This is a genomic window from Nonomuraea sp. B5E05 (assembly GCF_039880665.1).
In the GTDB taxonomy this organism is placed as follows: domain Bacteria; phylum Actinomycetota; class Actinomycetes; order Streptosporangiales; family Streptosporangiaceae; genus Nonomuraea.
Window position 1 is genome coordinate 184,403 of record NZ_JBDPMJ010000002.1, and the last position, 13,177, is coordinate 197,579.

Below are 13,177 nucleotides of genomic sequence, written 5' to 3' on the forward strand. Positions count from 1 at the left end.
GGACGGATGAACAGCGTCAGTCGTCCTGTCCGCGTAGCGTCGCCTTCACCCCAGCGTCGCCTTCACCCCAGCGTCGCCTTCACCCCAGCGTCGCCTTCAGCGCGGCGGCGCCGGTGAAGTGCACGCCGGTCATGCCGGCCCGCTCGGCGCCCTGGACGTTCTCCAGCCGGTCGTCGATAAAGACGATCTCGGCGGGGTCGGCGTCGAGCTCGCGGGCCACCTCGTCGTAGATCTCCTTGTCGGGTTTGACCAGGCCCATCCTGCCGCTGTAGAAGCGCCGCCCGATCGCGGCGATCCAGGGCAGCTCGTCCAGGCCCTCGCTGACGCAGACGGGCGCGTTGGACAGCAGCGCCACGTCGCGGCCCGCCTCGAGCAGCTCGCCCAGGACGGCGACCGTGCCCTCGTCGGGATGGGCCCAGCTCGCGATGTCCATGGCGACCAGCCGGGCGGCCTCGGAGTGGGCGACGGGCCTGCCGAGCACCGCCGACCAGTAGGTGAACGGCGTCAGGCTCCCCCGGTCGAACGCGAGGCGGTACTCCCAGTAGCCGCGGCTGAACAGCTCGGGGTCGGCCCCGGCGGCCCGCGCCATGGCATCCGCGTCGGACTCGGGCTGGGGCAGGGACAGGACACCGCCATAGTCGAACACGATCCACGTCATGCCAGGAATGGTCGCAGATGCGGGTCGAGCGCCGGGCAGCCGAGGTATTTCTCGGCCGTGTGGAAGTCGATCCAGTCGAGGTTGACCAGTTCTTCGGCGTCGACGCCGGTGAAGCTCTCGCGCAGCGCGGGCGGGATGGCGGCGATGTCGTCCTTGTCGGCGATGTTCACCCAGCGCCCCACGTTTTTCGGGCGCTCGCCGCGGCCGTTGATGGGGGCGGGCAGGAGGCGTTCGAAGACGACGTGGCGCATACCGAGCGGGCTGCCGAGGGTGACCAGCAGGTCGATCTCGAGCTCGGGGTGCGCCCAGAGCGTCTCGTACGCGACGACGCTGCCGAGCGAGTGGGCGATCACGACTCTGGGCCGGTTGCGCCGGATGACGTCGGCGACGACCTGCCGGCAGCTCTCCCGCCTGGCCTGGTCGGTGAGGTACGTCGCCACCTCGGGCGCGAACAGCTTCGCGAACGCCGCCGACCTGCCGTCCAGCCTGTCGAGCAGCCAGCCGGTGACCGATTTGAGCGCTCCTGTGATGTGCTCGCCGAGGCCCATGTTCCTGGCCCAGCCGGCGAGGACCTCCTGGGCCTGGATCTCCATCGCGGCGGCGGATTCCGGCGCGTCGTCGACCCGGTCATCGGGCCCGCCGTGGTGCAGGTGGTGGGCGAAGTAGGCGATCTCGGCGAAGTAGGCCGCGGACTCCGCCTCCAGCGTCGCGTGCAGGTAGCGGTCCCACTTGCGGCGCATGGCCTCCGCCGCCCCGGCCGCGGACCGTCCGGCGTCCACGTAGTAGTTGTACTTGCCGATTCCGTGCACGCCGACGATGGCCGCCACAGCGCCTCCCCACCCTTGATCGTTGTTGCGCGATATTGGCATACGCCGCTTGCATCCCGCCGTCAAGCCGGTGATCCCGCCGCGGCGAAGGGAAATGCCGTTGCGACCGGCATAGGTCGCCCGGATACGGTGACACTTCACTGTGGACGTCGAACAGGAGTTTCACCCATGCCCGGCCCGCTGGTCGTCAACGACTCGGTCGTCATCCCCGACGCCGAGCTCGTCTGGCGCTTCTCGCGCTCGTCAGGCCCGGGCGGCCAGGGTGTCAACACCACGGACAGCCGCGTGGAGCTGACCTTCGACCTGGCCGCGAGCACCGCGCTGCCGCCTGCGCTCAAGGAGCGGGCCCGCGGCCGGCTGGGCGCCGACACGATCACGATCGCCGCCTCCGAATACCGCTCGCAGCTGCGCAACAGGGAGGCCGCGCGGCACCGCCTGGCCCAGCGCCTGCGCGAGGCCATCGCCCCGCCGCCCAAGCGCCGCCGCCCGACCAAGCCGAGCCGCGGCGCCGTCGAGCGGCGCATCACCGCCAAGAAGCACCGCTCCGACGTCAAACGCCTGCGCCGCGACCCCTAGAGCGGCCCTCAGGGCGGCCCTCAGGGCGACAAAGAAAGCACGGGTTCCAGGATCCCGGTGGGGCAGAGTTGCCGGATCACCGCGCGCACCTGGTCTCGCAGGGCGGCCGGCCTGAGACGTCCGTACTCGTCGAAATGGGAGCAGGCGGGGGAGATCACCAGCTCGGCGCCCATGACGACCGCCCCGGCGCTCTGGAGCCGCTTGTAGAGCTCCGCCTGGGCCCACATGGCGCCGCAGGCGCGGGCGCTGGCGCTCATGACCGCGACGTGCTTGCCGGACAGGCCGTCGCGGGCCGCCATCCAGTCCAGCGCGTACGTCAGCTCGGGCGGCAGCAGGCTGTGCTCGGGCGCGGTCAGCAGCACGGCGCCACCGGAGGCCACCAGGCGGGCCAGCGCGCCCGCCGGCGCGGGAACCGGACCTCGGGTGTACGGCGGGATCTCGGCCAGCCCGCGCCACTCCTCGAAGGCGATGCCGCGGGGCAACTCGGCGCCCGCGGCGACGAGCAGCCGGTTGATAAAGGACCCCTTGTTGAGGCTGGCCGCAATCCCGATGATTTTCACCCTCTGCTCCCAAGGGGTTCCGGTGTTACCGGGAAACTGCCCGATGCCTTGGATGTCCAAGACCATCCCTCGGTCAAGAGCCCCACAGGTTCACTAGTTTGATTAAAGATCTTTAGTGATCGTAGTAGCGTGATCGCTGTGGAACTTCTTCGACTCTCAAGGGCTGCGAAGCGTCTTGGTGTTCATCCCGTGACGCTTCGCCTTTGGGCTGACTCGGGGAAGATTCCGGTGACATGAGTCGGTCGTGAGCGTCGCTTCTCCTCGGTCGATGTCGAGGCGATGAAGGTCACGAGCGGTGCGGATGGTGTTCGCTTGGAGGCCCTGTACGTACGCGTCTCCGGTTCCTCTGGGCAGGAGTCCTCTCTTATCGCGCAGGAGGAGCTGCGGGCCACCTCCAGCGGAGAGATCGTCCGTGTTTCAAGGACCGGTCATCTGGGCGGGAGGATCGGCCGGGGCTCAACCGGCTGCTGCGGCTGGTCGCTGACGGAAGCGTCACGGTCGTGCGCGTCACGCATGAGGACCGGCTGGCTCGCTTCGGTGTCAGGTGGCTCAAGCAGTTGTTCGCCGTGTACAGGCGTGAGGTTGGACGTCCTGCACCCGAATAGAGTCGGTGGGCGGGATGAACTCCTCGAAGACTTCATTTCCTTGGTCACCACCTTTGCCGGCCGCTTGTACGGGATGCGTTCGGCGGACGCTCGCAAGCGGCTGCTGGCGGAGTCCGGACAGTGCCCCGATGGTGGTCAGGCCCGGTGAGCCGGAAGCTGCCGCTGGCTGAGGGCAAGACCTGCCGTACCGCATGCGCCCGTGGCGTGTTGCGTACGGGAGTGGATGAGAACAGCGGTGAACTGCTCAGCTCCTCGGCGTTGAAGGAGCGAGTTGGCTGGGTTGTTGATCTGGTGTCCGGCATGGTCGCCTCGCTGGTGGAAGCGCACTGGAACGCCACCGATGTGCATGTGCTGGCCTGTGGTCAGGACGCGGGCGGCAGGAAGCTGCCGTCCCATGCCTGGATGGCGTTGCGCCGCCTGGGCTGGAGCGCCTCCGCTCCCGAGGGCGTCAAAGTCAACGACCGTATCGTGCGCATGGCGCAGGAGCAGGCCGGGCGGACCCTGCGCTCGGTGAAGTGGCGGGCCGACCTCACCTGCGGGGTGCTGGCGACGTGGCCCGCCGATCCGGCCAGGCGCACTGCCAAGGAGTGGGATGCCGTCCGTGAGGTGGTAGCGGGCGGGCGGCATCTGCCGGGAGGCGTCATCAAGTCCCGTACCCGGCAGATTGCCGCCTTCGAGCGTAAGCATGGGCGGCTGCCTGCCGACGTGTTCGAGGCGGAGGCAGCGCCGCGCACAGCGCGGATGCTGCTGCTGTCGGCGTGCGACGGGCAGCAGGCCGGCATCGAGCGCGGCGACGATCCCAGGCGGGCGCTGCTGCGCTTGCAGCTGCCCACCCGTCCCGACCCGCGCTCCTACCGGGACTGGACGTGGGTGTCCTGCCCGATCGCGCTGCCGCCCACGATTCCGGCCGGCGCGGTGCTGCACCTGCCCACCCTGCGCATCGGCCGGGGGGAAGTCCGCGCCGATCTTGCCTACACCCACGCGGTGCCCAGGACACGGCGCACTGGTCACGCGGTCGCACTCGGCGTGGACTGGGGCCTGAACACGCTCCTCAGCGCCGGCGCCGCCCGTCTGAACGAGGAGGGACGCCTCACCGCCCTCGGCTCCGGCGCCCAGTTCCGGGCCGCCGGCGTGCTGGCCAAGCAGCATCGGCTGCGCCGCCTGTCCGAACACCTCCACGCTAAAATCGACCACTACCAGCGACTGATCAGCCAAGACGCCGGCCATCCCCTGGCCGCCAGGCACGCGGTCCTGACCGGCGAGCTGACGGCGGTGTCGGAGCGCAGGTCGCACCTCAACCAGGCCCTGGCTTGGTCGGCCGCCCGCTGGGCCGTGGACCAGGCCATCGCGGCCGGTGCCACGGTCATCTACCTGGAAGACCTGCGCTCCATGGAAGCCAGGGGCATGGGCCGCAGCATCAACACGCGCTTGTCCCAGCAGGTACGCGGGCAGATCGCCGACCGTATGCGGCACCTGGCCGCCGAGACGGGCATCGCCGTGGTCACCGTTCCGGCCCGGGACACCTCCCGGCGCTGCCCGCAGTGCCTGACCGTGTTGCGGCACCGCAAGGCACCCGACCGGCCCACTGCTCCGGGCTGGAAGTGGGCGATCTGCCCCGACCGCGACGGCTGTGGCTGGCAGGGCGACCGCGACATGGGTGCATGGCGGCGAATCGCCGCACGCGGCCTGACCCACCAGGCCACAACCGTGACCGACCGCGCCAGCGGGCAGATGGTCATCCGCAACGTCGCAGACAAGCTCGAAGCCAAGGCGGTCATCACCCCGGCCGCACCACAGACCAGCCGAACGGACCGGTCCAAGACCGGCCCCACCCGGCGACGAACCACACGCCCCGCGCCCAGGCGACGCAGGGCACCCTCCCCCACCGGCCCATCGGGTCCGGCGGGCAAGCGTCCGGAGGGACACGCACCCACGGACCGGACCCGGCTGCCCCGCGCAGCCCACCGGCACCAGAGCGTGACGACGATCAGCACTCCCTCCCCCAGACCCCGTCCGGGGGGCTCCCCATCCAGCCGACACCGGCCACGCGGGGCGGCATTGGGCGCGGGCTTCCATCTCCACGCTCACGCCACCCGCCCACGATGGGAAATCCCGCTGCCAGACACTACGTCTGACACAGGATCACTTAGCTGATTAGAGACGCTTTACCGGCGAGGGCTCACAGGCGCTCGTCCGATGCGCGGGGACGGCGGAAGATCAGCGCGAGCACGCGCAGGACGAGGATGGCCGAGATCACCAGCAGGTTGTAGCCGATGAGCTGGAACAGCGACGTCGTGCCCAGCGCGGCGGGCCCGCCGTCGATGCCGAGGAGGATGACCGCCATGATCCCGGCCGTCGCGCCGAGCACCGTGAGCAGCACCTGGTGCAGCAGGCCGGTGAGGTAGGCGCGGTCGCGGTCGTCGGCGAGCAGGCGCACGTTCATGCTGAACCTGCCGTGCTCGGCCGCGCTGGCGATGCGCTCCACGCGGCGCGGCAGGCGGCGCAACATCGGCACCAGCGCGGCCAGCTCCTGGGCGACGGACTCCTTGATCGTCTCGGGGCTGACCTGCTCGGCGAGGTAGCGGCCGGCGAACGCGCGGGCCTCGCCGATGAGGTTGAAGCCGGGCGAGAGGCGGATGAGGGTGCCCTCCAGCGTGGCCAGGGCACGGAAGACGGCGGCCACCTCCGGCGGGATCGACAGCCCGTACGCGGAGACGATCTTGAACAGGTCGGTGAACATCTGCGCGCTGTCCATGCCGCCGGCCAGGTGCCTGGCCATGAACTGGCCGAGCGCCCGTTCGAGCGCGGCCTCGTCGATGTCCTCGGGCCTCGGCACGACCTCCAGCAGCGCGTCGGTCACGCCCAGGGGATCCTGCCGGTTCATGGCCAGCAGGAAACGTTGCAGGGCGGAGCGCACGCCGGCGTCGAGCCGGCCGACCGAGCCGAAGTCGAGCAGGCCCAGCGTGCCGTCGTCGAGCAGCATGAGGTTGCCGGGATGCGGGTCGGCGTGGAAGACGCCTTCGACGAGGATCTGCCTGAGCAGGCAGTCGAGCAGGTCGCGGGCGAGCTCGGGGCCCTGCTCGCGGGTGGCCGCGGTGACCGGCCTGCCGGACAGGCGCCGCATGACGAGCACGCGTTCGGTGCACAGGGCGCTGATCGGGGCCGGGTAGGTGACGCTGCCGCCGCCTGAGGCGGTGACGGCGGCCATGTTGGCGGCCTCGACCCGGAAGTCCAGCTCCTCGCGGATGGCGGTGGCGAACCCCTCGCCCAGGTCGCGCAGGCCGAGCGAGCGGCCCCAGCGGGTCCTGGACTCCAGCGTGACGGCCAGCCGCCGGACGATGTCGAGGTCCTTGGCGACGACCACGCCGATGTCCGGCCGCTGCACCTTGACCACCACGCTCCGACCGTCGTGCAGCCGGGCGACGTGGACCTGCCCGATGGAGGCGGCGGCCAGCGGCGTGCGGTCGAACTCGGCGAACACCTCGTCGACCGGCCCGCCCAGCTCCGCGGCGAGCACCGGCTCGATCCGCTCCCACGGCGCGGGCGCCACCTGGTCCTGCAGCCGCCCCAGCTCCTCGACGAACTCCGCGGGCAGCAGGTCGCGCCGGGTCGACAGGACCTGGCCGAGCTTGACGAACGTGACCCCGCCGTCCTCGAGCGCCTCGCGCAGCGACCTGGCCAGCCGCATCTTGCCCGAGTGGTCCTCCAGGCGCTCGCCCCGGCCCCGCAGGTAGGGGCCGAGGCCGTGCCTGATGGCGATCCTGGTGATTTGCGAGTAGCGCCTGGCCCGGGAGATGCGGCCGCGCACGGAGCGGGACAACTCCAGCGGGCCCGGCACCGAGCCGGGCGGCACCAGCGCCTCGGCCAGCACCAGGATCACCATCGGGATGAGCACCACGCACATGATGACCAGCAGCAGCAGCCCCAGCGCACCCGGGCCGGGAACCGTCTCCCGGTCGGCCGGGCCGATGAGCCCGATGATCGGCTCCAGCACCGGCTGCGCCAGCCCGAAGGCGACCAGAGCCGCCAGGAACGTGCGGACCATGCCGAACCTGACGTTCAGCAACCGTTGCGCCGCCACGGCCAGCGCGATGACCGTCAGGAACGTGAGGAACCAGATGAGCAGCTGGGCGGGGAGATCCATGGGGCGTCATCATGCCACCGACGGGCGGCACTCCGCGCCGGGGTCAGGTGCGGGAGGTCAGGTGCGGGCGGCGGCGCGGGCGCGGCGCTCCTCCCGGCGTTCGACGAACTTGGCGGCGGTGGCGTCGGTCCTGGCCAGAAACGCCGACAATTCCTCGCGAGCCTGCTCGCCCTCGGCGTCCAGCCCGGTCTTGTCGAACACGGCCCACTGCTTCAGCACCGGCATGAGCACGTCGTCGAGGTGGAGACGCAGGTCGTAGATGCCCTCGTGAGCGATGATCATGGCCTTGCGGGCGAAGCCGTCCATCCCGGTGCCCGGCATCTGGAACGTCGTGACGACGTCGGTGACCGCGCGCATGGTCTGGTTGGGGTCGAGCTCGAAGGCGGCCTTGAGCAGGTTGCGGTAGAAGAGCATGTGCAGGTTCTCGTCGGCGGCGATCCTGGCGAGCAGCCGCTCGCAGCCCTCGTCGCCGGAGGCCCTGCCGGTGTTGCGGTGCGAGATGCGGGTGGCCAGCTCCTGGAAGGAGACGTACGCGAGCTGCTGGAGCATGGTGCCGTACTCGGTGGTGAAGCCGTGCTCCATGTGGCGCATGCGGGCCCGCTCGAGGGCGACGGGGTCGACGGCGCGGGTCACGGTGAGGTAGTCGCGCAGCGCGGTGCCGTGGCGGTCCTCCTCGGCGGTCCACCGGTGCACCCAGGTGCCCCAGGCGCCGTCGCGGCCGAACGTGGTGGCGATCTCGTGGTGGTAGCTCGGCAGGTTGTCCTCGGTGAGGAGGTTGACGATGAGCGAGACGCGGGCCGCCTCGGGGATCTTGGAGTCGCCTTCCTGCCACGCCTCGCCCCCGTATATGCCGTCGAAGTCGCGGCCTTCGCTCCACGGGATGTACTCGTGCGGGAACCACTCCTTGGCCATTTTCTCGTGGCGGTCGAGCTCCCCCGCCACCACGGGCTCGAGCTCGTGCAGCAGCTCCGTCTGCGTCATCGCCATAAAAGATCTTCTCCTTCAGGTTACGGTACCGTAGGTTAGGCTACCCGAAGGACATACCGGTCAAATAGGGTGGGCCGTATGCGACCGAGTGTCCGGGGCGTCCTTCTCGACGACGACGAGCGGCTGGTGCTCTTCAGGCGTACGGTGCCGGGCCGCGACGTCTACTGGTCGGTGCCGGGCGGCCACGTCGAGCCGGAGGACGGCTCGCTGGTCGACACGTTGCGCCGCGAACTGCTCGAGGAACTCGGCGCCACGGTCTTCGGCGTGACGCCGCTGACCACCGTGTCGTACGCGTGGAAGGACGCGGTCAAGACACAGCACGTCTTCGGCTGCCGGCTGGCCTCGATGGACCCCGGGCTGCGGCACGGGCCGGAGTTCGAGGATCCGTCGCGCGGAGTGTACGAGGTGGTGCGGGTGCCGCTGGAGCGCGAGGAGATCACCACGCGCCACCTGGTGCCCGAGGCGGTGGCGGACTACCTGTCGTCCGCCATCACCCGGCTCCCCCGGCTCATCGGCCAGGACGCGTGACCTTCAGTCGCTCTCCCGCCGCTTCAGCAGGCGGTCGAGCTTGATGCCCAGATCGGTCATCTCGGACCGCAGGGAGTTGAACTCGTGCTCCAGCCCCGACCGGACGGCCGCGAACTCGTCGGCGACCACGCCCTCACCCGCCTCCGGGGCGGGCGGCCAGGCACTCACCTCCCGCCGGATGGCCGCGATCTCGGTCTCGACGGCCGCGAACTGCTCGACCATCTCGACCCTGCCGTCCGCGAGCGCCGACTTCACCGCCGCGACGTCCGCCCGCAGGCTCTTGGTCCGGTCTCCGAGCTCGCGCAGGAACTCCTCCTGCCGGTCGCGCTCGCCGCGGCGCCCGATCGCCACGGCCCCGTGCCGGACGCCCGTCTCAAGCTCTTCGACACGGAGTTTCAGGTCGAGAATCTCCGCCCGCATGTCCACGCACGCCTACCTCTGCCATGACCGGATGGGAACACGGCCGCCGGCAAGGGCGGCCGATTTCTGTCATCATATGGTCACAGCGTGTAGCCGTGTCCGGTGTTCGCCGTAACGGCTCAGCGCCGGTCCTCGATCTCCCAGAGGTGGTCGATGACGTGCCAGGCGATGCGGCGCAGCGCGTAGCGGGGCGGCCAGCCCGTCGTCTGGGGCGGCTCCCACGGGCGTGACAGGACCTCCGCCAATTCCTCGCGCATCGCCTCGCGGTCGCCGCGGGATCGGTAGGGCCGGTGCCGCACGCCGACCTTCCTGGCGAAGGCGCGCTCGGCGTTCTCCACATGATCGACGATCTTCGTGAGGTCGCGCCCGCCGCCCCGCGGCCCCTTGCGCAGTTCCTCGGGCGAGGCGGCGGCGGTCTCGTCGAACAGGCCCCAGGCCGCCCGCAGCAGGGCGATGCCGCGCTCCGCCTCAGGAGCGGGCAGCGGCTCGAGGTCGAGGTCGGGCACCGCGTACGGGACCCCGAAGTCGGTCATGTCGCTGCCCGGCACGCGCCCTGCCACCACCAGGTCGCCCGGCGCGAACTCCAGCCCGGCCCGCGCGGCCACCACGCGGTAGCGGGGCGCGTATTCCAGCAGCCGTTCGAGCGCCGCCTCCTCGCCCTTGGCGATCCGGCACCAGCCGGGCCAGTCGAGCGAGCAGGCGAACACCTTCTTCGGGCCGGTCTCCAGGTAAACGCGGGTCATGACAGGTGAGCCTGCCAGGTGTACCTGTCAGGGAACGTCAGGTTCAGATGAATTCGATGAGGTCGGCCACCGAGTCGACCACCAGGGACGGGCGGTAGGGGAAGCGCTCGACCTGGTCGCGCGCGGTGACGCCGGTGAGGACGAGGATCGTGTAGAGCCCCGCCTCCATGCCGCACACGATGTCGGTGTCCATGCGGTCGCCGATCATCGCGGTGGTCTCGCTGTGGCCGCCGATGGCGTTGAGCGCGCTGCGCATCATGCGGGGATTGGGCTTGCCGACGAAGTAGGGGGCGACGCCCGTGGCCTTGGTGATCATGGCCGCCACGGCGCCGCAGGCCGGCAGGGAACCCTCGGTGGAGGGGCCGATCGCGTCGGGGTTGGTGGCGATGAAGCGCGCGCCGCCCTCGATGAGCCGGATGGCGCGGGTGATCTGGGTGAAGCTGTAGGTGCGGGTCTCGCCGAGCACGACGTAGTCGGGGTCGAGGTCGGTGAGCACGTAGCCCACCTCGTGCAGCGCCGTCGTCAGGCCCGCCTCGCCGATCACGTACGCCGTGCCGCCCGCCCGCTGGTCGTCGAGGAACTCCGCGGTGGCCACGGCGGAGGTCCAGATGGAGGCGGGGGGCACGTCGAGGCCCGCGGCGCTCAGCCGCACCGACAGGTCGCGCGCCGTGTAGATCGAGTTGTTGGTCAGCACCCGGAAGGGTGTTCCGGACTCGCTGAGCCGTTTGATGAATTCGTCCGCACCGGGGATCGGACGCCCCTCGTGGACGAGCACTCCGTCCATGTCGGACAACCAGAAGTCGATCCGTTTACGCTCGGTCACCGCCCCATCCTACCGATGGAGCCGTACCGGCCTCCTGCCCGCGGGGTGTGGCGAACCGCCACCAGCGTGGCATGACTGGACGCGACGGCACGGACATGAACAATGGCCTCATGTCGTTCACTGAATCCGCGCAGGACATGCGGGACGAAATCGTCCAGCTCAGGCACTCGCTGCACACCACTCCGGAGATCGGTCTCCAGTTGCCCCGCACCCAGGAGAAGGTGCTGGCCGCCCTGGACGGGCTGCCGTTGGAGATCAAGACGGGCACGGCGCTGAGCTCCGTGACCGCGGTGCTGAGGGGCGGGCGGCCGGGCCCCGCCGTGCTGCTGCGCGGCGACATGGACGCGCTGCCGGTGACGGAGAAGAACGACCTGCCGTACGTCTCCGGGCTGGCGGGGCAGATGCACGCGTGCGGGCACGATCTGCACACCGCGATGCTGGTGGGAGCGGCGCGGCTGCTGAGCGCGCGGCGCGACGAGCTGGCCGGGGACGTCGTCTTCATGTTCCAGCCGGGCGAGGAGGGCCACGACGGCGCGAAGCACATGATCGCCGAGGGCGTGCTCGACGCGGCCGGCTCCCGCCCTGTGGCGGCCTACGGCATGCACGTGGTCTCCTCGATGTTGCCGCTGGGGTCGTTCGCCTCGCGGCCGGGGCCGATCATGGCGGCGGCGGACACGTTCTCCGTGACGGTCAGAGGGCGGGGCGGCCACGGCTCGAGCCCGCACCGGTCCCTCGACCCGATCCAGGCGGGCTGCGAGATGGTCGCGGCGCTGCAGTCGATGGTGACCAGGACGTTCGACGTGTTCGACCCCGTGGTCGTGACGGTGGGCAGCTTCCACGGCGGGTCGGCGGACAACATCATCCCCGACGACGCCCGGTTCGACGCGACGGTCCGGACCTTCAGCAAGGAGAACAGGACCCTGGTCAAGCGGCGGCTGGTGGAGGTCGTGGAGGGCATCGCGGCGGCCCACGGGCTGCGCGCCGAGGCGTCGTTCGGAATGGGCTACCCGGTGACGGTGAACAACGGGAGCGAGGCGGACTTCCTGGGCAGGACGGCCGACGAGCTCTTCGGGCCCGGCCGTTACTTCGTCTCGCCGCAGCCGGTGATGGGCTCGGAGGACTTCTCGTACGTGCTGGACTCCGTGCCAGGGGCGTTCGTCTTCCTGGGGGCGTGCCCGCCCGATCGCGACCCGGCCACGGCCCCCTACAACCACTCGCCCGAGGCGGTCTTCGACGACTCGGTCCTGCCGGACGGGGCCGCGCTCTACGCCACCCTCGCCCACGAGCGCCTCGCCGGGGTCGGCTGACGTGCGCGCCTGGGTGGTGAACCGGCCGGGGCCGATGGCGTCGGGGCCGCTGGAGCTCGTCGAGCGGGAGGTGCCCGAGCCGGGGCCCGGCGAGGTGCTGGTGCGGGTGGAGGCGTGCGGCGTGTGCCGTACGGACCTGCATCTGGCGGAGGGCGACCTGGCGCCGCGGCGGCCCCGCACCACCCCGGGCCACCAGGTGGTCGGCCGGGTCGTCGGCACGGACCGGCGGGTCGGGGTGGCCTGGCTCCGCTCCACCTGCGGGAGGTGCCGTTACTGCGTCAGGGGGATGGAGAACCTCTGCCCCGCCTCCACCTACACCGGGTGGGACGCCGACGGCGGGTTCGCCGACTATCTCGTCGCGCCGTCCGCCTACGTCTATCCCCTGCCCGGCGAGCCTCCCGCCGAGTGGCTGGCGCCGCTGCTGTGCGCGGGGATCATCGGCTACCGGGCGCTGGCCCGTGCCGACCTGCCGCAGGGCGGGCGGCTGGGCATCTACGGGTTCGGGGCCTCGGCCCATCTGGCCGCACAGGCCGCCATCGCGCAGGGGGCCACGGTGCACGCCGTCAGCAGGTCCCCCGCCTCCCGCGAGCTGGCGCTGGAGCTGGGAGCGGCCTCTGCGACCGGTGGCCCGCCGCCGGAGCCGCTGGACTCGGCCATCCTGTTCGCTCCGGTGGGCACGCTGGTGCCGCCGGCGCTGGAGGCGCTCGACCGGGGCGGGACGCTGGCCATCGCCGGGATCCACCTGACCGACGTGCCGCCGCTGAGCTACGAGCGCCACCTTTTCCAGGAGCGGACCGTGCGCAGCGTGACGGCCAACACCAGGGCCGACGGCCGGGCCTATCTGGAGCTCGCGCTGGCCCACCGGCCGCGGGTGACGACGACTCCCTACCCCTTGGAAGAGGCCGCCCAGGCGCTGGCCGATCTGGCGAACGACCAGGTCAGCGGGGCTGCCGTCTTGGTAATGAACTGACGTTTTACTTGACGGCGCTTAGCTCCACT

Annotated in this window: 13 protein-coding genes; 5 read left to right on the forward strand and 8 right to left on the reverse strand. The window is 70.8% G+C overall.

Going from position 1 to position 13,177, the window contains the following annotated elements:
- Positions 1-79 precede the first annotated feature (79 nt).
- Entirely contained in the window at positions 80-658 is a 579-nt protein-coding gene (locus ABGB01_RS04305; protein WP_347770505.1) for an HAD family phosphatase, read from the reverse strand.
- On the reverse strand, positions 655-1,485 hold the full coding sequence (locus ABGB01_RS04310) for a hypothetical protein (RefSeq protein WP_347770507.1): 831 nt from the start codon (positions 1,483-1,485) through the stop codon (positions 655-657). The genes ABGB01_RS04305 and ABGB01_RS04310 overlap by 4 nt, the downstream gene beginning before the upstream one ends.
- A gap of 168 nt (positions 1,486-1,653) precedes the next feature.
- Here ABGB01_RS04310 and arfB point away from each other — a divergent pair, with 168 nt between their 5' ends.
- A complete protein-coding gene (gene arfB / locus ABGB01_RS04315; RefSeq protein WP_347643030.1) occupies positions 1,654-2,061 on the forward strand; it encodes an alternative ribosome rescue aminoacyl-tRNA hydrolase ArfB in 408 nt (135 codons plus the stop codon).
- A 20-nt stretch (positions 2,062-2,081) separates the two neighbouring features.
- Here arfB and ABGB01_RS04320 read toward each other — a convergent pair whose 3' ends face one another.
- On the reverse strand, positions 2,082-2,621 hold the full coding sequence (locus ABGB01_RS04320; RefSeq protein WP_347770510.1) for an NAD(P)H-dependent oxidoreductase: 540 nt from the start codon (positions 2,619-2,621) through the stop codon (positions 2,082-2,084).
- Positions 2,622-3,370: 749 nt separating this feature from the next.
- Here ABGB01_RS04320 and ABGB01_RS04325 point away from each other — a divergent pair.
- Positions 3,371-5,380 carry a zinc ribbon domain-containing protein gene (locus ABGB01_RS04325; RefSeq protein WP_347770512.1) on the forward strand — a complete coding sequence of 670 codons (2,010 nt, stop codon included), beginning with the start codon at positions 3,371-3,373 and terminating at the stop codon, positions 5,378-5,380.
- 25 nt (positions 5,381-5,405) lie between these two features.
- Here the strand turns inward: ABGB01_RS04325 and ABGB01_RS04330 are convergent, their stop codons facing one another.
- Positions 5,406-7,370, reverse strand: a complete 1,965-nt coding sequence (locus tag ABGB01_RS04330; protein WP_347770514.1) for an AarF/UbiB family protein — start codon at positions 7,368-7,370, stop codon at positions 5,406-5,408.
- 57 nt (positions 7,371-7,427) lie between these two features.
- Positions 7,428-8,357 (reverse strand): acyl-ACP desaturase, encoded by a 930-nt coding sequence (locus tag ABGB01_RS04335; RefSeq protein ID WP_347770516.1) that lies wholly within the window; start codon positions 8,355-8,357, stop codon positions 7,428-7,430.
- A 78-nt stretch (positions 8,358-8,435) separates the two neighbouring features.
- On the opposite strand from ABGB01_RS04335, the gene ABGB01_RS04340 reads away from it, so the two are divergent.
- Positions 8,436-8,885: an NUDIX hydrolase gene (locus tag ABGB01_RS04340; protein WP_347770518.1), complete on the forward strand. Its 450-nt coding sequence runs from the start codon at positions 8,436-8,438 to the stop codon at positions 8,883-8,885.
- Between the two features lie 3 nt (positions 8,886-8,888).
- Here the strand turns inward: ABGB01_RS04340 and ABGB01_RS04345 are convergent, their stop codons facing one another.
- The 3 genes from ABGB01_RS04345 to ABGB01_RS04355 form a co-directional block, all read right to left on the reverse strand.
- Positions 8,889-9,311, reverse strand: a complete 423-nt coding sequence (locus ABGB01_RS04345) for a hypothetical protein (protein WP_347770520.1) — start codon at positions 9,309-9,311, stop codon at positions 8,889-8,891.
- 113 nt (positions 9,312-9,424) lie between these two features.
- Positions 9,425-10,048, reverse strand: a complete 624-nt coding sequence (locus tag ABGB01_RS04350) for a hypothetical protein (RefSeq protein WP_347770522.1) — start codon at positions 10,046-10,048, stop codon at positions 9,425-9,427.
- A gap of 43 nt (positions 10,049-10,091) precedes the next feature.
- On the reverse strand, positions 10,092-10,871 hold the full coding sequence (locus tag ABGB01_RS04355) for an HAD-IIA family hydrolase (RefSeq protein WP_347770524.1): 780 nt from the start codon (positions 10,869-10,871) through the stop codon (positions 10,092-10,094).
- A gap of 110 nt (positions 10,872-10,981) precedes the next feature.
- Between ABGB01_RS04355 and ABGB01_RS04360 the strand changes: the two genes are divergently transcribed.
- Positions 10,982-12,178 (forward strand): M20 family metallopeptidase, encoded by a 1,197-nt coding sequence (locus ABGB01_RS04360; protein ID WP_347770526.1) that lies wholly within the window; start codon positions 10,982-10,984, stop codon positions 12,176-12,178.
- 1 nt (position 12,179) lies between these two features.
- Complete coding sequence (locus tag ABGB01_RS04365) at positions 12,180-13,148, forward strand: zinc-binding alcohol dehydrogenase family protein (protein WP_347770528.1); 969 nt, start codon at positions 12,180-12,182, stop codon at positions 13,146-13,148.
- Positions 13,149-13,177 lie beyond the last annotated feature (29 nt).

Coding starts and splice junctions, on each gene's coding strand:
- ABGB01_RS04350 (WP_347770522.1), bottom strand. CDS start 10,048: ATGACCCGCGTTTACCTGGAGACCGGCCCGAAGAAGGTGTTCGCCTGC.
- ABGB01_RS04330 (WP_347770514.1), bottom strand. CDS start 7,370: ATGGATCTCCCCGCCCAGCTGCTCATCTGGTTCCTCACGTTCCTGACG.
- ABGB01_RS04340 (WP_347770518.1), top strand. CDS start 8,436: ATGCGACCGAGTGTCCGGGGCGTCCTTCTCGACGACGACGAGCGGCTG.
- ABGB01_RS04335 (WP_347770516.1), bottom strand. CDS start 8,357: ATGGCGATGACGCAGACGGAGCTGCTGCACGAGCTCGAGCCCGTGGTG.
- arfB (WP_347643030.1), top strand. CDS start 1,654: ATGCCCGGCCCGCTGGTCGTCAACGACTCGGTCGTCATCCCCGACGCC.
- ABGB01_RS04360 (WP_347770526.1), top strand. CDS start 10,982: ATGTCGTTCACTGAATCCGCGCAGGACATGCGGGACGAAATCGTCCAG.
- ABGB01_RS04305 (WP_347770505.1), bottom strand. CDS start 658: ATGACGTGGATCGTGTTCGACTATGGCGGTGTCCTGTCCCTGCCCCAG.